We start from the raw sequence: 19,485 nt of genomic DNA on the forward strand, positions 1-19,485 counted from the left end.
ATTGCACGATGGCAGAATATTGACCCCTTCAAGGACCACTGCCTGACCACGGACAAAAAAATGTGGGGGCTTGCTCCCGATAGCGTTGGTTCAGGCACTCAAGCAGTGACTGCCACTCCGCCATCGGGAGCAAGCCCCCACATGGGTTTCTCTGTGTTCCTTAGGCTGTCATTTGGAGACGGGCATCGCAAACTCCGCGCCTTGCTCGATGCTCTCCGACCAGCGCTGCATGATCGACTTCTGCTTGGTGTAGAAACGCACGCCCTCGGTGCCATAGGCATGCATGTCGCCGAACAGGCTCTTCTTCCAGCCACCAAAGCCGTGCCAGGCCATCGGCACCGGGATCGGCACGTTGATGCCGACCATGCCTACCTGGATGCGCCGCGCAAATTCGCGGGCGATGTGGCCGTCGCGGGTGAAACAACTGACGCCGTTGCCAAATTCGTGGTCGTTGACCAGCTTTATCGCCTCGCCAAAGTCCTTCACGCGCACGCAGGCCAGCACCGGGCCGAAGATTTCTTCGCGGTAGATGCTCATCTCCCGGGTGACGTGGTCGAACAGCGTCGCGCCGAGCCAGAAGCCGTTTTCCAGACCGGCCTCGGTCGGCACATAGTCGCGCCCGTCCAGCAGCAACTGCGCGCCGGCTTGCACGCCTTGTTCGATATAGCCGCTGATGCGTTCCAGGGCGGCGCGGGACACAATCGGGCCCATTTCGGCCTTGAGGTCGCGGCCGTCGGTGATGCGCAGTTGCTTGGCCCGTTCGGTCAGGGCGGCGATGACTTTGTCGCCCACATCACCCACCAGCACCGCCACGGAGATGGCCATGCAGCGTTCGCCGGCACTGCCGTAGGCGGCGCCCATCAGCGCGTCGACGGTTTTTTCGATGTCCGCGTCGGGCATCACCACCATGTGGTTTTTCGCGCCGCCCAAGCCCTGGACGCGCTTGCCGTGCCGGGCGCCGGTTTCGTAGATGTATTGGGCAATCGGGGTAGAGCCGACGAAACTCACGGCCTTGACGTCCGGGTGTTCGATCAGCGCGTCCACCGCTTCCTTGTCGCCCTGCACCACGTTGAACACGCCGGTGGGCAAGCCGGCTTCACGCAAAAGCTCGGCCATGAACAGCGACGCGCTCGGGTCGGTCGGGCTGGGTTTGAGGATGAAGGTGTTACCCGCCGCGATGGCAATCGGGTACATCCACATCGGTACCATTACCGGGAAGTTGAACGGCGTGACGCCGGCCACCACGCCCAGGGGCTGGCGCATCGTCCAGTTGTCCATGCCACGGGAGACCTGGTCGGAGTGTTCGCCCTTGAGCAGGTTGGGAATGCCGCAGGCGAATTCGAGGATGTCGATGCCACGGTCGACTTCGCCCTGGGCATCGGTGAAGACCTTGCCGTGTTCGGCGACGATGATGCGCGCCAGGTCGTCCTTGCGCTCGCGCAGCAGGTGCAGGTACTGGAACAGCACGCGGGCGCGGCGGATCGGCGGCGTGTCGGCCCAGTCGGCAAACGCGGCCTGGGCGGCGGCGACGGCTTCGTCGACGGTCTGGCGGCTGGCCAGGGCGACGCGGGCGGTCACTGCGCCGGTGGCCGGGTTGTACACGTCCTGATAGCGATCATCGCGGCTCACGCGCTGGTCGTTGATGTAGTGCTCAAGGGTGGTGATCATGGCAATAGGTCCCAGGTGGGTAGCGTTGGGACACACGATAGGCTTTGGTTTTGTTCCAAACCAGAGCAGAATCCAGAACTTATTGTCCTTATATGCGAACAATACCCCCATGGAAAAATCTGAAATCGAAGGGCTGTGGACCCACATTCACTGGCTCTCGGTGCTGGAAGAACACGGCACCTACACCGCCGCCGCCGCGCGCCTGGGGGTGAGCAAGTCGGCGGTCAGCCAGCGCATCTCCGACCTGGAAAAAGCCACCGGCACGCGACTCGTCACCCGCACCACCCGCAGCGTGCGCCTCACCGACGCCGGCCTGTCGTTGACCCGCGAAGTGCGCAGCGCCTACGAACACATCGCGCGCAGTTTCTCGGCGGTGCGCGACTCGGCCGGGGAGATTCGCGGCCTGGTGCGCCTGACCGCTCCCGTGGCATTCGCCCGGCAACAGTTGGTGCCGCATTTGTCCGCGTTCCTGCAGCAGTACCCGCAGGTGCGCATTCAACTGGACGTGTCGGACGCCTTGAGTTCCCTGGCCGCCGAGGGCTACGACCTGGCGGTGCGCCATGGCTTCCAGGTGCCGGAAACCCATGTGGCGTGGAAGCTGTGCGACACCGGCTCGGTGCTGGTCGCGACCCGCGATTACCTGCAACGCCACGGCGAACCCCGCGAGCCGGGCGACCTCAGCGCCCACAACTGCCTGTTCTACCCGCGCGGCGCCGACCAGCCGGCATGGACCTTCGAGCGCGGCAGCAAACAGGTCGAACGCCTGACCGTGCCCATTGCCGGCAGCTTCGCCACCAACAACAGCGAAGCCCTGCGCGACGCCGCACTCAATCACCTGGGAATCGCCCTGCTCCCGGACTTCAGCGCCCAGGCCGCACTGGCCAGCGGTCAGTTGGTGCAGGTGCTCACGGGCTGGACGCTCAAGGGCGCGTTTGCCGATGAGATCTACCTGATCCGCCCGTATTCGCCCCATGTGCCAAAGTCGGTGACGGCGCTGGTCGGCTATTTGAAGGACACGCTGGCGGGTGGATTTCGCTTCAACGGCTGAAGCACTGAGCCGCACATGTGCGCAAACGGGCATGCGGGCGAAAAACCCAAGACCGCCCCCATGACTTTTTTGCACAACGCACCGGTGTTTTTGAGCGTTTTGCTCTGATTTATGCGTGCCTATACTCGGTCCAGCCTCCTGGTGGAACCGGGGGGTCAGTCCCCACAACAATAATTAAGGACACCGACCATGACCCAGTCCTTCCTGGCTGCCCGGGATTTTCTGCTCGCCCATCGCACCGACTACGCCACTGCCGTACGGGATTTCCGTTGGCCGCAGTTGAGTGAGTTCAACTGGGCGCTGGACTACTTCGATGCCATGGCCGAGGGCAATGCGGCCGATGCGCTGTGGATCGTCGAAGAGGACGGCAGCGAGCAGCGCTACAGCTTCGCGCAACTGGCCGCTCGCTCCAACCAGGTCGCCAACCACCTGCGCGCCCTCGGCGTGCGCCGGGGCGAACGTGTGCTGTTGATGCTCGGCAACGACGTGGCGCTGTGGGAAACCATGCTCGCGGCCTTCAAGCTCGGCGCCGTGGTGATTCCCGCCACCGCCCTGCTCAACCCCGACGACCTGCGCGACCGCATCGAGCGCGGGCAGGTGCGGCATCTGGTGGTCGGCGAGGCGCATGTGGGCAAGTTCGACGGGCTGGGCGACGGCTGCAGCCGCGTCTGCGTGGGCACCGCGCCTGCCGGTTGGGTCGCGCACCGCGCCGCGTTCGAGTACCCCGAGCAGTTCGAGGTCGAAGGCCGCACCCTGGCCACCGACCCGATGCTGCTGTATTTCACCTCCGGCACCACCTCCAAACCCAAGATGGTGCTGCACAGCCACCAGAGCTACCCGGTCGGCCACCTGTCGACCATGTACTGGATCGGCCTGCAACCGGGCGACTTGCACCTGAACATCTCGTCGCCGGGCTGGGCCAAGCATGCCTGGAGCTGCCTGTTCGCGCCGTGGAATGCCGGCGCGTGCATCTTCATTCATAACGTCGCACGCTTCAGTGCGCCGGCCTTGCTCGCCGCCCTGGAGCGTTACCGCGTGACCAGCCTGTGCGCGCCGCCCACCGTGTGGCGCATGCTGATCCAGGAAGACCTGGCCAGTTACCGGTCGCGCCTGAACCTGCGCGAACTGGTGGGCGCTGGCGAGCCGCTGAACCCGGAAATCATCGAGCAGATCCAGCACGCCTGGGGCTTGCCGCTGCGGGACGGTTTCGGCCAGTCGGAAACCACTGCACTGGTCGGCAACACGCCGGGCCAGGTGCTCAAGCCGGGGTCCATGGGCCGTCCGTTGCCGGGCTACCAGGTGGTGCTGCTTGACGCCGATGGCGTGCCGGGCACTGAAGGCGAAGTCGCGCTGGCGCTGGCGGTGCGCCCCCTCGGCCTGATGCTGGGCTACGAAGACAGCCCGGAAAAAACCGCCGAAGTGATGCGCGACGGTTACTACCGCACCGGCGACACCGCGCAGGTCGACGCCGAGGGCTACATCACCTTCGTGGGCCGCGCCGATGACGTGTTCAAGGCCTCCGACTACCGCATCAGCCCCTTCGAGCTGGAGAGCGCGCTGATCGAACATCCGGCGGTGATGGAAGTGGCCGTGGTGCCCAGCCCGGATCCGTTGCGCCTGGCGGTGCCCAAGGCGTTCCTGATCCTGGCCCACGACGCCCCCGGCAGCGCCGAGCTGGCCCGCCATATCCTGGCCTTTGCCCGTGAGCATCTGGCGCCGTACAAGCGGGTGCGGCGGATCGAATTTGTGGTCGAGCTGCCCAAGACCATTTCCGGCAAGATCCGCCGGGTGGAATTGCGCCAGATGGAGGTGGTGCGACGCCAGGGCGATACCCGGGGCGAGCACGAACACTTCGAGGAAGATTTCGCCTGAGACAACCCCGGCGGCGCCCGTGAAGGCACCGCCGGGCCCGCCCGCCTATCAGCGCGATGCCGTGCTGGCCGGCTCGAACATGCCCTCAAACCGTGGCTTGTTGGCCGCGTAATACGCCGCCACCGCCTGATCCGCGGTGGTTTGCCGCGCCTGCATCATCAGGTTTTCAAGGTCGGCCTGGGGGATGGAGAAATGCGCAAAGAAATACGCCACATCAGGATGCTGCGCGCTGAACCCCTTGCGAGCCATCGCGTGGATCTGCTCGGCACCGCCAAAAATCTTCTTCGGATCATCCAGGTAGCGCAACGACCATTTGGAGAACATCCAATGGGGGCTCCAGGCGTTGACCAATGACCATTTGTCGCGCTTGAGGTTGCGATCCAGCTCGTTGAGCATGCCGCTTTCCGACGACCCCACCAGTTTGTAGCCTGCCAGCTTGTAGTCGTCGATGGCCTTGACGGTGAGTTTGTACTGGCCGTTGCCGACCTCCGAGGTGTAGATCTTGCCGTCGAATTTTTCGCGGATGCCCGGCTTGTTCAAGTCTTCGACACTGGCCACCTCGCTGATGGGCACGGAAGTGGGCACCGCCATGCCGATGCGCCCTTCGTACAGCACGCCAAGGTCTTCGAGCCGGTCCTTGTACTTGTCATAGAACGCTTTATGGGTGCCCGGCAGCCAGACCATGGGGATCAGGTCGATGTTGCCATTGGCCAACGCCTGGAACTGGATGCCGATGTCGGCCATCACCAGTTTGACCGGCTGCTTGAGATGTTCCTGCAACGCAGTACTGGCGAGCTTCACGGTGATTTCCGTGTCTGACCAGTTCACCCAACCGATCCGCACCGGCTGTTTTTCCTCAGCGTGACTGAACAGTGCACTGGCACTCAGTACAACGCCGAGCAGGTAGGCACAGGCTTTTTTCCGATAGAGCACTTGGGCATTCATCAGGCGTCCTCCTAGGGGTGGTGATCGCGATCTTATCGACGCTGCACGGGCTGCGCAATCAAAATGTACATGCATGTCGACCATTGTTGACACCTATGTACATTTACCCTAATTTCACATCGCCGAGCCTGATGATGCCCACTACGGAGTACGCGACGATGTCCAGCGATCCCCTGCTGCAGCCTTATAAAATCAAGCACCTGACCTTGCGTAACCGGATCATGACCACCGCCCACGAACCGGCCTATCCGGTGGAGGGCATGCCGCAGGCGTTGTACCGCGCGTATCACGTCGAACGCGCCAGGGCCGGCGTGGCCCTGACCATGACCGCCGGTTCTGCCGCGGTGTCGCGGGACAGCCCGCCGGTGTTCAACAACGTGCTGGCGTATAAGGACGAAGTGGTCGGCTGGTTGAAGGACCTGACCGACGAATGCCATGAACACGGCGCGGCGGTGATGATCCAGCTCACGCACCTGGGCCGGCGCACGCGCTGGGACAAGGCCGACTGGCTGCCGGTGGTTTCGCCCTCGCACCGTCGCGAAGCGTCGCACCGCTCCTTCCCGAAGAAGATGGAAGACTGGGACATCGAGCGCATCATCAAGGACTACGTGGACGCCGCCGAACGCATGCAAGCGGCCGGAATGGACGGCCTGGAGCTGCAAGCCTACGGCCACCTGATGGACCAGTTCTGGTCGCCGCTCACCAATGACCTCGACGGCCCGTATGGCGGCTCGCTGGAAAACCGCATGCGCTTTACCTTCGACGTCCTGCGCGGCATTCGCCAGCGCGTCGGCGAAGACTTCCTGCTGGGGGTGCGCTACACCGGCGATGAGACCCTGCCGGGCGGGTTCGACGCCCGCGAGGGCCTGCAGGTCTCGCACATGCTCAAGGACAGCGGGCTGGTGGACTTCCTCAACGTGGTGCGCGGGCACATCGACACGGATGCGGGCCTGACCGATGTGATTCCGATCCAGGGCATGCGCAACTCGCCCCACTTGGATTTCGTCGGCGAGATCCGCTCGGCTACCGGTTTCCCGACCTTCCACGCGGCGAAAATCCCCGACGTGGCCACCGCCCGCTATGCCATCGCCTCGGGCAAGGTGGACATGGTCGGCATGACCCGCGCCCATATGACCGACCCGCACATCGTGCGCAAGATCATCGAGCGGCGCGAAGACGACATTCGCCCCTGTGTCGGCGCCAATTACTGCCTGGACCGCATCTATCAGGGCGGCGCGGCCTATTGCATCCACAACCCGGCGACCGGCCGGGAAACCAGCATGCCCCATGAGATTGCCAAGGCGACGGTCAAGCGCAAGGTGCTGGTTATTGGCAGCGGTCCCGCCGGGCTTGAAGCGGCGCGGGTGGCCGCAGAGCGCGGGCACGCGGTGACGGTAATGGAAGCGGCGGCCCAGCCCGGCGGGCAGATCCGCCTGACCGCCCTCAGCGAACGACGCCGCGAGATGATCGGCATCATCGACTGGCGCATGAGCCAGTGCGAACGCCTGGGCGTGACCTTCCACTTCAATACCTGGGCCGAAGCCGAAACGGTGCTGGCCCATGAGCCGGACGTGGTGATCGTCGCCACCGGTGGCCTGCCGCACACCGAGGTGCTGACCGCGGGCAATGAGCTGGTGGTGTCGACCTGGGACATTATTTCCGGGGACGTCAAACCGGGGCGCCATGTGCTGGTGTTCGACGACGCGGGCGACCATGCGGCCCTGCAAGCGGCTGAAGTGATTGCCCGAAGCGGGGCCACGCTGGAGATTGTCACCCCGGATCGTGCGTTCGCCCCCGAAGTCATGGCCATGAACCTGGTGCCCTATATGCGCAGCCTGCAGGACCTGGAGGTGACCTTTACCGTGACGTATCGGGTCGACAAAGTGCAACGCCATGACGGTCGGCTGCTGGTCACCTTCGGCAGTGACTATGGCCAGGTACACAAGCAGCGGGTGGTCGACCAGGTGGTGGTCAACCACGGCACGCTGCCCCTGGATGACCTGTATTTCGACCTGCGCCCGCACTCAAGCAACGGCGGTGCTGTCGAGCAGCACGACCTGATTGCGGGCAATGCGCAAGCGATCGTGACCCACCCCGAGGGCCGCTTCCAACTGTTCCGCATCGGTGACGCGGTGGCGGCGCGCAATACCCACGCGGCGATCTACGATGCGCTGCGGCTGGTCAAGGACCTGTAGCCCTCACGTGCGACGCGAGCTTGCGCGGGCAAGCTCGCCGTCAGGATGCCTCGAACGTGTCGGCCAATGGCACGAACACCCCGGGCGAGGTTTCGGCGTAGCCGAACTTGCCGTAGAAGCGATCCAGCTCGCGGCGCTTCAACGCTTTGCCGGTGAACACGCCCACATAGTGGGGAATGCGCCGGAATCGCACGACCACGTCCTCGGTGGTTTTCATCGAGATATAGCCGATCTGCGTCAGGTAGAGGGTCCTGGCGCGCACGTCCGCCGCCTCTTCATCGTAGCCAAAGCGCCGAAACATCCCGGTCAAGGCGTTGATGCGGGTGTCGTCCGCCCGCGCGATTTCTGCGCTGACCTCGGCTGACTGCATGGCCCAGCTGCGCACGGCAAACTCGAACTGGGAGTCGAACAACTGCGGGTTCAACCAGCACTCGAAGACGTTGAGAATCGCTTCGCTGATGCTTTCGGCGTAGTTCTCGCATTGCTGCACCAGGCTGCCGGTATTTTTCTCGCGCCAGCGGCTCAGCAACGCGTCGAGCAGTTGCTCGCGGTCCTCGAAGAACCAATAGAAACTGGTGCGCGACAGCCCCAACTGCTTGGCCAGCGGCATCACGCGCACCGCATCGATGCCCGACTCTTTCAACGCGTCGTAAGCGGCATCCAGCCATACATCGACCGAGCCTCTCCAACCTGTGTCCTGGGCCTTGCCTCGCGATTTTTCCGGTGCAGACATCCGGGGTTTACCTCTCGTTGAGCATGAGCGGCCACTCTACACGCCAAGCGGCAAGGCGCACAGAAAAGGTACAGATGCGTACATTGCGCCTCGCCCTCGCTCAATCCTCTTGAATCCTTGCCTGATCCTCCGAGATATCGGCTTTTTCATAGATAGCCCTTGCACCCTGGTCTAGAGTTCGACAATGAGCGCCCATCGCTCGCATAAGAAAAAAGCCTCACCCAACCGAAGATCAGCCGATGAGCCACGGAGCGACAGACCATGGAGCTACGAATCAACCAAAAGTCCTACCAGGTCGATGCCGACGCCGACACGCCACTGCTGTGGGTGATCCGCGATGACCTCGGACTGACCGGTACCAAGTACGGCTGCGGCCTGGCCCAATGCGGCGCCTGCTCGGTGCTGGTGGACGGCAACGTGGTGCGTTCCTGCGTCACGCCGGTGTCGGGGGTGGTGGGTCGGGAGATCACCACCATTGAGGCGGTCGAAGCCGATCCGGTGGGCCAACGGGTGGTCGCCGCCTGGGTCGAACACCAAGTGGCGCAATGCGGGTACTGCCAGTCCGGGCAGGTGATGGCGGCCACTGCGCTGCTCAAACACACCCCCGCGCCCAGCGATGCGCAGATCGAAGCGGCGATGGTCAACCTGTGCCGCTGCGGCACTTACAACGCCATTCGCACGGCGGTGCATGACTTGGCCAAGCAGGAGCGCACCGCATGAACACGCCCCACGAACGCCCCGACCTGCCCTTGGGCGAACCCATCAACCTGTCGCGCCGGCGCTTTCTGGCGAGTACGGCGGTAGGCGCGTTGGTCATCGGTTTCGGCTTGCCCCTGGGGTCGGCCCGGGTACAGGCCGCCGCCACCGCCGAGCGCGGCACCCAGGTGCCGGCGTTCCTGGAAATCCGCCCGGACGGCAGCGTGCGCCTGCTCAGCCCCTTCATGGAAGGCGGGCAAGGCACTCACACGGCCATGGCGCAGATCGTCGGCGAAGAGCTGGATGCCGACCCCGCTACGTTCATCGTCGAAGCCGCGCCGCCGGGTGAAGCCTATGTGGTGATGGAAAACGGTATGCGCATCACCGGCGGCAGCATGTCGGTGCGCATGAGCTACCCGGTCATGCGGCGCTTGGGCGCCCTCGCCCGCGCCATGCTGCTGCAGGCCGGCGCCGAGCAGTTGGGCGTGCCGGTGGCCGAGTTGACCACCCAACCGGGCCGCGTGGTGCATGCCGCGTCCGGCCGCTCGCTGGGCTACGGTGAGTTGGCCGGTCGCGCCCTGGACATGCCGGTGCCCGACCCGGCCAGCATCACCCTGCGCGACCCGAGCCAGTTCCGCTGGATCGGCAAGCCGGTCAAGCGCCTGGATGCCTATGACAAATCCACCGGCAAGGCGCTGTACAGCATCGACATGAAAGTCGACGGCATGCTCCACGCCGCCGTGCAGCACGCGCCGCGCCTGGGCATGACCGTCGCCAGCCTGCGCAACCAGGCCCAGGTCGAAGCCATGAAAGGCGTGCACTCGGTGCATCAACTGCCGGGCGCGGTGGCCGTGGTGGCCGAACGTTGGTGGCACGCCAAGCGTGCGGTCGAGGCGATCCAGGTCGAGTGGCAGGAAGCGCCGGCCGATTCAAGCGTGCGCGTGATGCCGGCGGATTTCTCCAGCGACAAGTACCGCGATTTTCTGGCCACCCAGCAAGGCCCGGCCCGCGACGACGAAAACCAAGGCGACGTGGCCGCCGCCCTGGCCGCTGCCAAAACCAAAATCGAAGCCACCTACCACAACCAATACGTCAATCACGCCCAACTGGAGCCGCCGTCGGCCCTGGCGCGCTTCAACCCCGACGGCTCGCTGGACGTCTGGCTGCCCAACCAGGCGCCCGACATGTTCCGCGCCGACATCGCCAAGCGTGCCGGCCTCGACCCATCCAGGGTCAACCTGCACTCGCCACTGCTGGGCGGCTTTTTCGGCCGGCACTTCCTGTATGACTCGGCCAGTCCCTACCCGCAGGCCGTCGCCCTGGCCAAGGCGGTGGGCCGTCCGATCAAGCTGATCTGGAGCCGCGAGGAAGAGTTCCTGCGCGATGTGCTGCGCCCGGTCGCGGTGGTCAAGTTCCGCGCCGCGCTGGATGCCGACGGCTTGCCGGTGGCGATCGAAGCGGTCAGCGCCACCGAAGGCCCCAGTGAAGCCATCGCCGGCAAACAGGGCGACAAAATCGACCCCACCGCCCTTGAAGGGCTGTCGGGCAAGAGCTATGCGATCCCCAATAAGCGCATCGCGCAGATCTACGTCAAAGGCCCGGCCATGCTCGGTTACTGGCGGTCGGTGGGCAATTCACTCAACGATTTCTTCTACGAAGCGTTCCTCGATGAGCTGGCGGACAAAGGCGGCCGCGACCCCTTCGAGCTGCGCCTGCACCTGCTGCGCGACAACCCACGGTTGACCACCTTGCTCAACGCCGTAGGCGAGCTGTCCGGGGGCTGGAAGCGCGGCCCCTACACGGCCGACGATGGCACCCGCCGCGCGCGTGGCGTGGCCATGGCGTCGCCGTTCGGTTCCCACGCGGCGGTGATCGCCGAAGTGTCGATCGACAATGGCCAGGTCAAGGTGCATCACATCTGGGAAGCCATCGATCCGGGCAGCATCGTCAACCCGGCGATCGTTGAAGCCCAGGTCAATGGCGCCGTGGCGTTGGGCCTGTCGCAAACCTTGCTGGAGGAAGCGGTGTACGTAAACGGCCAGCCACGGGCGCGCAACTACGATCTGTACCCGATCCTGCCGGCGTCGCGCATGGCCCAAGTGCACGTGAAGATCGTCGAGAGCGGCGAAAAGATGGGCGGCATCGGCGAGCCGCCGTTGCCAGCCGTGGCGCCCGCGGTGGCCAATGCGGTCGCGCAGTTGACCGGCCAGCGCATCCGCAGCCTGCCCCTGAGCCGCTACACCTTCAGCTAACCGACAAGGAATGCCCATGAACAACCGCCGATTCGCAAGAACCGTAGGCTGGCTCGCGCTGGCCGGCCTGGTCGTCGCCGCGCTGCTGGCCTGGTATGTCACGCGCCAGCCCGCTTCACCGTTCACACAGGAACCGGCCGCCAGCGTCGAGCCGGCGCTGGTCAGCCGTGGCGAGTACGTCGCCCGCCTCAGCGACTGCGTGGCCTGCCACAGCCTGGCCGGCAAGGCACCGTTTGCCGGCGGCCTGGAGATGGCCACGCCGCTGGGGTCCATCCACGCCACCAACATCACCCCCGACCGCGATACCGGGATCGGCGCCTACAGCCTGGCCGACTTCGACCGCGCGGTGCGTCACGGCGTGGCACCGGGTGGTCGCCGCCTGTACCCGGCGATGCCCTATCCGTCCTATGCCAAGTTCAGCGACGACGACATCCGCGCGCTGTACGCGTTTTTCATGCACGGCGTGCAACCGGCCAGGCAGCCCAATATCCCCAGCGCGATACCCTTCCCGCTCAACCTGCGCTGGCCCATCGCCCTGTGGAACGGCGTGTTCGCCCCCACCGCGACTTACGCGGCCAAGCCCAACCAGGACGCACTGTGGAACCGCGGCGCCTACATCGTCCAGGGTCCGGGCCATTGCGGCAGTTGCCACACCCCACGCGGCCTGGCCTTCAACGAGAAGGCCCTGGACGAGTCCGGCGCGCCCTTCCTCGCCGGCGCCCTGCTCGACGGCTGGTACGCACCGAGCCTGCGCCAGGACCACAACACCGGGCTGGGCCGCTGGAGCGAGCCAGAGATCGTGCAGTTCCTCAAGACCGGGCGCAACCGGCACGCGGTGGTCTACGGCTCGATGACCGAAGCTTTCAACAACTCCACGCAGTTCATGGGCGACGACGACCTGGCCGCCATCGCCCGCTACCTCAAGTCACTACCGGGCGACCCGCAGCGCGACGGCACACCCTGGCAGTACGCAACCGCCGACACCCGCGCGGACATCCCCGGCGCCCACACCTACGCAACCCGCTGCGCCTCGTGCCACGGCCTCGACGGCAAGGGCCAACCCGACTGGATGCCCCCGCTGGCCGGCGCCACCTCGGCCCTGGCCACGGAAAGCGCCTCGGCGATCAACCTCACCCTCAACGGCTCGCAACGCATCGTCGCCGCCGGCGTGCCCGACGCCTATCGCATGCCGGCATTTCGCGAGCAACTGTCCGACGCAGAAATCGCCCAGGTGCTGACCTACGTGCGCAGCACCTGGGGCAACCACGCTGGCGCGATCGACGCGAAGGCCGTCGGCACATTGCGCGGGCATACGGACCCGGCCAGTGCCAGTCCGATTATCTTGCAGATGCGTTGACGCCACGGCAGCCTTGTCGATAAGCCGAAAGCGCCCCGGTTTGGCCAGGCCAACCGGGGCGTTTCTACGTCATTTGCTTGTCAGCCTGCCTGGACACGTTTCAGCGCAGGCGCTGCCCTCGCCGTTTGCGTGGAATGGTGTAGAGGATCTTGATCTCGGTGTACGGGTCGTGGGCGTAGATATTGGCGCGCACCTGCGCAGCGAGCATCGGCGTAGTAAGCGGCGATGCGTGAGCGAGCACCAGCAATGGAGGCTCGGGCAATCTATCTCATAGTGCGCGTTTAAAGAATTAAAACTGTCACTGGGCGGGTGACACCGTCAAGTGGATGGCCCTCGTGTCGATACTTCAGAGCCTCAGTGCGATAAGGGTGCGCCGGACATCGACCAGAATAACAAATTGTGACAATTGTCATTTTCTAAAGCCGACTGTGTTGTTTTGGAGAAGATGTTTGGGGAGCAATGGAACCAAAAAGCCAATTTAAGCCTTAGTTCTCATCGCTTGTCATCGAAAGTGACCTTGCTCGCAATCAGCGCAATGCACGGTTTTCAGCTCGGATTAACTACGAGCAGCCAAGTAACTTGAACTGGCCTTACTTACGCCATAAACAGTAGCCTTATTACCTGAATAGTCAGGATGAACATGGTATGGCGGAAGAAAATTGGACAGGACACCACTGCAAGGTGTGTTACGAGCAGGCGATGAAAGAAAGAGTACGTCTGGACGCGCTATTACGCGCAAAACGGAACCGTCAATTGATCGAGCCGCCGCCGCGACCGGAGCCTCCTCCTCAAACAAAAAAGGCTCCGTCGCTCCCGCCACCAAGGGGCTACGTTTTCGCCAAGTCACGTGCGCTGCCAGATGGAATTATCGACCACAACAACCCGAACGGGTTTGTGCCGCTGGAGTCGCTCAGCCAATACGGCGCGTATGCGGTGCTGGGCATGGGGAAGGCTGTATCTTCGGAGGGTACAACGCTGGAGTGGATTGGCGGCTCTGGCAGCACAATGGAGCTGGCCAAGCGCTTGGGGGGCAGCTTGTCGACGCTGGCCCCGCCGAACATGAAGATCGTCATTGGCATGGTGCTGCCAAACACGACCTCACCCGACAGCGCGTTCTACACATCTGAGCAGTACGCCCAGTTAAGCCAAGGCAACACGCGAGTAAGGGTGAACGTGAAGCACCTGCCGGACGGTTCTGTGAATCTGTACGGGTTCTATACCGGAAGGAAGACGCAATGGCAGCGGGTTCCAGTGATCAAGGCGCAAGCGCGTGGTGAACAACTGATTGCGAACATAGGGGACGGAATTGAGATCATCTGGACCCCAGCAGCAGCACCGAATACGGTGCTGGGCATTCCAGCGCTAGAAGGTGCATCGCTGAAACCTGGCACATGGGTATACCCGCCCACCGAACAAGCCGATGCGATATTGGTCAATCCGGTGTATCCGCCAGACTACCAAGACGCGATCATCTGGTTTCCAAACACCGGAATTCAGCCGATTTATATCTCGCTGAGCGTGATGGGGGATCATAGCTATCACCCACCCCCTAAACGGCTTACTGCGTTCCCTGATGCTGTAAAAGCAGAAGCTAAAACCAGAGTGCAAGGCGGTGGAGCCATTCGTAAGCGTTGGAAGGATCGTAAAGGTCGTATTTATGAATGGGACAGTCAGCATGGAGCCGTTGAAATTTACGATAAGCAAGGCAAACATTTAGGAGAGTTTGACGCTGAAACGGGCGAGCAGACAAAACCAGCAAAACCGGGTCGAACAGTAGAAAAATAGGAGTCCCTATGTACCTGTGTATCAGTGGTTTTTTACCAAACGATCCAGAGGATGATTCGCTTAAATTTGAGCTTGATGTTGATAGTTCTTTTAACGATCAAATCGTCCAAGTGCTCGGCCATAAAAGCCTTGATGCAATGGCAGAAGGCGAATGGTTGTTAACTAGCGAGCAAGTAGCACAGATTTCAGAATTGATAGGTCAGGCACTCCCAACACAGTTGAAACTGTTCATTGGCGTCGAGGCATAGCGCTCTGTTTGAGGCCGCTATGCAGCGGCGGCCCTGCGGTAGAGGCAAGCGCCTCGGCGATCAACATCACCCTCAACGGCTCGCAACGCATCGTCGCCGCCGGCGTGCCCGACGCCTATCGCATGCCGGCATTTCGCGAGCAACTGTCCGACGCAGAAATCGCCCAGGTGCTGACCTACGTGCGCAGCACCTGGGGCAACCGCGCTGGCGCGATCGACGCGAAGGCCGTCGGCACATTGCGCGGGCATACGGACCCGGCCAGTGCCAGTCCGATTATCTTGCAGATGCGTTGAGGAGGATGTTGTGTGGCCCACGGCCGCATTGTGCTAGCTCGCATCGGCACTCAAATGCGCCGTGAATGTGTGCAAGAACCTGAAACGTGTTCGTGATCGCCAACTGGAATCGTCGGCGGTGCATCGGGTACGAAGACGTAAACCGACGGATAAGACGTATCGCCGGTGAGCCTTCGAATGACCCGACGAGACTGACAGCCCATGCTTATTTCCGGCAATACGAACGTTCAACGCCCCATCAATATGCCACCCGCGCAATCCCCCATTGATCCGCTGAAGATCACGCGACACAAGCGGGAGACCGAAATATCAGTCGAGCCGGCTGCCGAGACCCTGACGAGGAACGACCGCTCTCTGGCGAAGCATGTCGCCGAAGCGATCGTGGAGAATGCGGCTCGACCGGACCCCACGGCCACGGTTTACGTTACCGAAAACTCGACATTCGGCCAATGGTGGGCGCAACTGGGGCGTGCCATGGCCCATCCGGCTATTCGCGAATGGGCGATCGAACAGGGTATAAGCGATGCTCGCACACTGATGATTGCTCCCGAGAAAGGCGAGATTTCCTTCAAGACCGCACCCAAAGGCTTGATAAAGACCTTCGGGCCAGGCGACAAGCAGTGGTCAGCCATCAGCGGTTCGATCCTGGCGGCCGCGAAAGTCGTCGCCGAAGGCAGCGGTGTCACCCGCTTTCATCCGCCCATCTACCCGTCTCAATCCAAAGCACCGTTATCGTTGGTGAGCAGCTTTTATGGCATGCCACAAAGGTTTTCGCCGGAGCAGGCGCGCGAATACGCCAGTGTTCTGCAACGGGACCAGGTATTCCCCGACGAACCAGCGGCCGCCAAAGCGACACGCAGCGAAGAAGCGCTCGACAAGCAACGCTCTCAACTCGGCGACCATATCAACGCGCATGAGGCAAAACGGAACCTCACGTTCCTATCCGATGAGATGCGCAGAGACAACGCTCCCGATGCGTTGATTGAAGAATACTTGAGAGGGCAGGAGTTCAATGTTCACCCCGACAGTTCCTATCCTGAAGACAGGCAAATCAAGTCGGGCCGGACCAATCTCTTGCAGTATCTGGAACACAACGGGCTGGCAATACCGACTAACCAGCGTGAATTTGAAAACCTTGCGGCCGGGCTGCTCAACCCGCCCCCCCAGAGTCCGCCCCATGCCAATTATGGCGGGGCGTTGGCATGGCCGATCCCGCTTGACGACGACAGCGAGGTGCATCTCAAGACCCTTTTGAGTCAGAAACAAGTCGGCGACATTAACCTGAGCCCCTTCAAGAATGTGGCGGAGTATTTGATGGGTGACCTGAAGCTCACCTACGCCGAGGCGCGCCAACCACGACAACTGATCGATCGATTGATCCAATCGCCCAAGGGCCAGGCACTGGGCAAGGCGCTGCAAGCCGAGTTCGAGGCTCGATCAGTCAAGGGCAGTGTCAATGACTGGCTATTGGCAGCGCTGAGCATTGATCCAGACGATAAGGCGCCCGCTCCCGGTGTTTCGCCGAAAGCCCGCATGGGCGGGGCGATGTTCGCTGTACCTGAAGAGGCTGGCCGCAGCGCATCATCTTTCGTCGGTCGCCTGGCTGAAGCCCAGGTTATCCAAGGCAAAGCATCGAACCTTAATCAGGGTTGGGTCAAAGCACATCTGTTGCTATCAACCCGTGCGCCCGAGTATCTGGTCAAGGACATTCCAGACAAGGTGGCCTTCGGCACCCACAGTTGGGTCAGCTTCGTCACGGCGGTAGGCCGCCTTGAAGCCAAAGCCCCCGGCTCGACGTCGACAATGACCTACTCCGAGGTCATGAGCCAGGCCTCCATTGCTCCCATTACCGTGGCAGACCGCCAGGCTGAATACCTCGCCCAGCATGAAGCACTCAAGGATTGGGGGGCTGCCAATGGCATGCCCTACCCGCAGACGGCGGCACAAATGAACACCATCCGCGAGGCGTTCAATGCGCAAATCGGTGAGTTGAAAGCCGCCTCAGAGGCGTTCGGCACTCCGATGCCGACGGGTAAAGACTTGGCATTGAAATACTTGAAAGAAGCCATGCCGGATATGGACCCGGCCCTGTTTGAAAAAAAATGCATCACGTTGTACCCGGCCAACGTCGATTACAAAGGACCTTATTCAATCCTCGACCTGTATCTGCAAGATAAACTCATCCTCAACCCTCCCACCCCGGGGGTCATTGATGTATTGCTCGGTGTCGAAGAAAACAGCCGCTGGGTATCCTCTTCCAAAGACGTCAATATTAATGAGTTCCTAGTAAAGTATGCCTCCAAACGGCTTCCTGCTATTCCAGAATTGTTCAAGCGCACGTTTTCCGAATACTGCGAAAAAGCGGAAAAAGGTATCTCCGCGCAACTGAAATACATGATTTCGCAACAACCATTGGGCGTCAGGAAAGCGATAGAAAACGGTGAAATCACGCTACTTCGAGAGGATAAGATAGGTTGGGGTCCGGTCAGAGAGGGCACGTCCAGCGTTATTAAACCTCACGTTAAAAACAGCGAAAACAATAACCCTCTGCTAAAAGTCAAATATAACGGCAGGACGAAGGTTTATGAAATTGATTTAAAAAATGGAGCACTCAAAGAGCGCGACGACCTGAACACTATAACCCCCGGAACATACCCGCGCGGCAGCACGCGGTATGACACTGAATACGTTGCATTGACGCCTCGCTCGCGCGAAAAATACCCCGCTGATATCACCCATGAAAAAACACCGCCTACAGCGCTCCCCAACAGCTTTGCCAGCGAAAAAACTTCATACCTGGCGGATGCCTATGTCCATCACGTTAATATCCCCAAATTTGAAGCGCAGGCCCGGGGCGCCACGACGTTTGACCGTCAAATAAAAATCTCCGAGGTCGTGTCCGAAGTCCTGCTTAATCTAATTCCCGGACGATCGGCCATTGTCAACTTCATGGAGGGTAAAATTGCCGAAGGATTTGCCGAACTGGGATTGGACGCCATGGGCTTTTTAATCCCTGGCAGTTCAGCAGCGACCAAGAGCGCCAAGGCCATCTCGACTGCAACTTCAGTATTCGGCAAAGTGCTGCGCGTCAGTAAGATTGTCGGCCGAACGGCCATTGGAGCCCTGAATCCCGTGGATGGCCTCGCTGACCTGGTGAAGGGCGGTACCAAATTGACCCACAAAGGCTTCAATTATTTTGCCAACACCGGCAGTTATGACCTCGCTTCGGCTGCTAAACGCTTTGACGCCTCCAGCCTGGGCACTTTCAAACTTCAAGGCACCATTGCAGAGGGCCCCGCCGTACTGACCGGCGGCAAATGGCACGCTTACGACGCCGTTTCCGGCACGCCGTTCGGCAAAGCGCTTGATGACTTTGTGCCCTCTCTGCAAAAAAACGTAGACGAACTTGGCGATTGGGCCACGGGGCCTAAAGTGCGTAGTAAAAAAGTCAGCCACACCATCAATAAATGGGAAGAAACCGTCAAAGACAAAAAATCAGTTGCGAATAAAGCAGCCTTTGAGGCGGGTTACGCACTTGAAAAGCCGGTCAATGTCTCGGGGTTTTCCGAAAACATGAAACCTCTGGATCTGATGGCGCTGGTAGAAAAAAACCCCAACCTGACGGCTGAACAAGTCGGCTCACTGGTCAAACAATACGACAACCTGCTTTATTCCAAAGGCAAGGCCTCCGTCACTCATTTTCATGAGAGCCAACATGGCATAGGGATCGTGCGAGGGGTACCGCAAACGGCCTACCTGAGTTTGACCTCACAGTTCTCCAATGGCCAATGCGCAGCCCTCTCACGGACCATGGCGACCGCCGTGGCTGAAGGCAAAAGCACCACGTTTATTCGAAACTTACGGCGCGCCGCTGCCATGCCAAAGGACCCAAAATCCATAGAGTTCATGCGCACACTGAAAGAACTTCAAGACACGGTAAGTGGCGCAAGTGTGTTTCACGCGCGTCAACCTGTCCGACAAGTCACGTACCAGAACATGATAAAAGAGCTCGGCGAAGCGACGGGTTCAAAGTCAGTCATGATTGAAATGCCAAACCATGCAATGACAGCCGGCGTGAGTGTCAAAGGTACGACTAAAACTTACTATTTCTACGACCCTAACCTCGGCGTCGTCGAGTTTTCATCGCTCCGGGACATGGAGCGTGGACTGGACAAACTCTTCAACCACAAACACCTGAAAAAAGAGTACCGTTCGGTCGGCACCGATATCAGAAAGCTCGAATTCAAGATATCCGACGTCGACGATGCCTGGCAGGATCTGTTCAGCATTAACAAGACGCGCTTTAAAAAGCTCTACGAACAACCGATCTGACCCCCGCACCCTTGCAGCCTGAGTGTTTATTGCCTGAATACTCAGGCTGACCGGGGGAGCC

13 protein-coding genes and 1 pseudogene are annotated in these 19,485 nt (G+C 61.4%); 10 read left to right on the forward strand and 4 right to left on the reverse strand.

Annotation, left to right across the window (positions count from 1 at the left end; all coding sequences use genetic code 11):
• Nucleotides 1-168 precede the first annotated feature (168 nt).
• On the reverse strand, nucleotides 169-1,668 hold the full coding sequence (locus tag ACLH0J_RS22905) for a CoA-acylating methylmalonate-semialdehyde dehydrogenase (protein WP_411389157.1): 1,500 nt from the start codon (nucleotides 1,666-1,668) through the stop codon (nucleotides 169-171).
• Between the two features lie 109 nt (nucleotides 1,669-1,777).
• Between ACLH0J_RS22905 and ACLH0J_RS22910 the strand changes: the two genes are divergently transcribed.
• Entirely contained in the window at nucleotides 1,778-2,716 is a 939-nt protein-coding gene (locus ACLH0J_RS22910) for a LysR family transcriptional regulator (RefSeq protein WP_411389158.1), read from the forward strand.
• Between the two features lie 189 nt (nucleotides 2,717-2,905).
• Complete coding sequence (locus ACLH0J_RS22915) at nucleotides 2,906-4,588, forward strand: AMP-binding protein (protein ID WP_411389159.1); 1,683 nt, start codon at nucleotides 2,906-2,908, stop codon at nucleotides 4,586-4,588.
• A gap of 48 nt (nucleotides 4,589-4,636) precedes the next feature.
• Here ACLH0J_RS22915 and ACLH0J_RS22920 read toward each other — a convergent pair whose 3' ends face one another.
• On the reverse strand, nucleotides 4,637-5,533 hold the full coding sequence (locus ACLH0J_RS22920) for a glycine betaine ABC transporter substrate-binding protein (protein ID WP_411389160.1): 897 nt from the start codon (nucleotides 5,531-5,533) through the stop codon (nucleotides 4,637-4,639).
• A gap of 158 nt (nucleotides 5,534-5,691) precedes the next feature.
• On the opposite strand from ACLH0J_RS22920, the gene ACLH0J_RS22925 reads away from it, so the two are divergent.
• Nucleotides 5,692-7,728, forward strand: coding sequence for an FAD-dependent oxidoreductase (locus tag ACLH0J_RS22925; RefSeq protein ID WP_411389161.1), 2,037 nt, complete (start codon nucleotides 5,692-5,694; stop codon nucleotides 7,726-7,728).
• Nucleotides 7,729-7,768: 40 nt separating this feature from the next.
• Here the strand turns inward: ACLH0J_RS22925 and ACLH0J_RS22930 are convergent, their stop codons facing one another.
• On the reverse strand, nucleotides 7,769-8,461 hold the full coding sequence (locus tag ACLH0J_RS22930) for a TetR/AcrR family transcriptional regulator (RefSeq protein WP_411389162.1): 693 nt from the start codon (nucleotides 8,459-8,461) through the stop codon (nucleotides 7,769-7,771).
• A 261-nt stretch (nucleotides 8,462-8,722) separates the two neighbouring features.
• Between ACLH0J_RS22930 and ACLH0J_RS22935 the strand changes: the two genes are divergently transcribed.
• From ACLH0J_RS22935 to ACLH0J_RS22945, 3 genes are read left to right on the forward strand one after another with little or no spacing between them, the layout of a single operon-like run.
• Nucleotides 8,723-9,181 carry a (2Fe-2S)-binding protein gene (locus ACLH0J_RS22935; RefSeq protein ID WP_411389163.1) on the forward strand — a complete coding sequence of 153 codons (459 nt, stop codon included), beginning with the start codon at nucleotides 8,723-8,725 and terminating at the stop codon, nucleotides 9,179-9,181.
• On the forward strand, nucleotides 9,178-11,409 hold the full coding sequence (locus ACLH0J_RS22940; RefSeq protein WP_411389164.1) for a molybdopterin cofactor-binding domain-containing protein: 2,232 nt from the start codon (nucleotides 9,178-9,180) through the stop codon (nucleotides 11,407-11,409). The genes ACLH0J_RS22935 and ACLH0J_RS22940 overlap by 4 nt, the downstream gene beginning before the upstream one ends.
• Nucleotides 11,410-11,425: 16 nt before the next feature.
• Complete coding sequence (locus tag ACLH0J_RS22945; protein WP_411389165.1) at nucleotides 11,426-12,766, forward strand: c-type cytochrome; 1,341 nt, start codon at nucleotides 11,426-11,428, stop codon at nucleotides 12,764-12,766.
• A 100-nt stretch (nucleotides 12,767-12,866) separates the two neighbouring features.
• On the opposite strand, the gene ACLH0J_RS22950 is transcribed toward ACLH0J_RS22945, so the two are convergent.
• Nucleotides 12,867-13,028: a hypothetical protein gene (locus ACLH0J_RS22950; RefSeq protein WP_411389166.1), complete on the reverse strand. Its 162-nt coding sequence runs from the start codon at nucleotides 13,026-13,028 to the stop codon at nucleotides 12,867-12,869.
• 383 nt (nucleotides 13,029-13,411) lie between these two features.
• On the opposite strand from ACLH0J_RS22950, the gene ACLH0J_RS22955 reads away from it, so the two are divergent.
• The 4 genes and pseudogenes from ACLH0J_RS22955 (at nucleotide 13,412) to ACLH0J_RS22970 (ending at nucleotide 19,424) form a co-directional block, all read left to right on the forward strand.
• On the forward strand, nucleotides 13,412-14,551 hold the full coding sequence (locus ACLH0J_RS22955; protein ID WP_411389167.1) for a colicin E3/pyocin S6 family cytotoxin: 1,140 nt from the start codon (nucleotides 13,412-13,414) through the stop codon (nucleotides 14,549-14,551).
• 8 nt (nucleotides 14,552-14,559) lie between these two features.
• On the forward strand, nucleotides 14,560-14,799 hold the full coding sequence (locus ACLH0J_RS22960) for a pyocin S6 family toxin immunity protein (protein WP_321143377.1): 240 nt from the start codon (nucleotides 14,560-14,562) through the stop codon (nucleotides 14,797-14,799).
• A gap of 41 nt (nucleotides 14,800-14,840) precedes the next feature.
• Nucleotides 14,841-15,092, forward strand: a pseudogene (locus ACLH0J_RS22965) (c-type cytochrome); the annotation flags it as partial.
• A 201-nt stretch (nucleotides 15,093-15,293) separates the two neighbouring features.
• A complete protein-coding gene (locus ACLH0J_RS22970) occupies nucleotides 15,294-19,424 on the forward strand; it encodes a hypothetical protein (RefSeq protein ID WP_411389168.1) in 4,131 nt (1,376 codons plus the stop codon).
• The last annotated feature ends 61 nt before the right edge of the window (nucleotides 19,425-19,485 follow it).

It is taken from the genome of Pseudomonas sp. MPB23 (assembly GCF_046605395.1).
GTDB lineage: Bacteria > Pseudomonadota > Gammaproteobacteria > Pseudomonadales > Pseudomonadaceae > Aquipseudomonas.

What these genes read in the sequence shown, in the direction of transcription:
- ACLH0J_RS22910 (WP_411389158.1), top strand. Translation starts at nt 1,778, where the DNA reads ATGGAAAAATCTGAAATCGAAGGGCTGTGGACCCACATTCACTGGCTC.
- ACLH0J_RS22930 (WP_411389162.1), bottom strand. Translation starts at nt 8,461, where the DNA reads ATGTCTGCACCGGAAAAATCGCGAGGCAAGGCCCAGGACACAGGTTGG.
- ACLH0J_RS22920 (WP_411389160.1), bottom strand. Translation starts at nt 5,533, where the DNA reads ATGAATGCCCAAGTGCTCTATCGGAAAAAAGCCTGTGCCTACCTGCTC.
- ACLH0J_RS22960 (WP_321143377.1), top strand. Translation starts at nt 14,560, where the DNA reads ATGTACCTGTGTATCAGTGGTTTTTTACCAAACGATCCAGAGGATGAT.
- ACLH0J_RS22935 (WP_411389163.1), top strand. Translation starts at nt 8,723, where the DNA reads ATGGAGCTACGAATCAACCAAAAGTCCTACCAGGTCGATGCCGACGCC.
- ACLH0J_RS22915 (WP_411389159.1), top strand. Translation starts at nt 2,906, where the DNA reads ATGACCCAGTCCTTCCTGGCTGCCCGGGATTTTCTGCTCGCCCATCGC.
- ACLH0J_RS22905 (WP_411389157.1), bottom strand. Translation starts at nt 1,668, where the DNA reads ATGATCACCACCCTTGAGCACTACATCAACGACCAGCGCGTGAGCCGC.
- ACLH0J_RS22945 (WP_411389165.1), top strand. Translation starts at nt 11,426, where the DNA reads ATGAACAACCGCCGATTCGCAAGAACCGTAGGCTGGCTCGCGCTGGCC.
- ACLH0J_RS22955 (WP_411389167.1), top strand. Translation starts at nt 13,412, where the DNA reads ATGGCGGAAGAAAATTGGACAGGACACCACTGCAAGGTGTGTTACGAG.
- ACLH0J_RS22925 (WP_411389161.1), top strand. Translation starts at nt 5,692, where the DNA reads ATGTCCAGCGATCCCCTGCTGCAGCCTTATAAAATCAAGCACCTGACC.
- ACLH0J_RS22940 (WP_411389164.1), top strand. Translation starts at nt 9,178, where the DNA reads ATGAACACGCCCCACGAACGCCCCGACCTGCCCTTGGGCGAACCCATC.
- ACLH0J_RS22970 (WP_411389168.1), top strand. Translation starts at nt 15,294, where the DNA reads ATGCTTATTTCCGGCAATACGAACGTTCAACGCCCCATCAATATGCCA.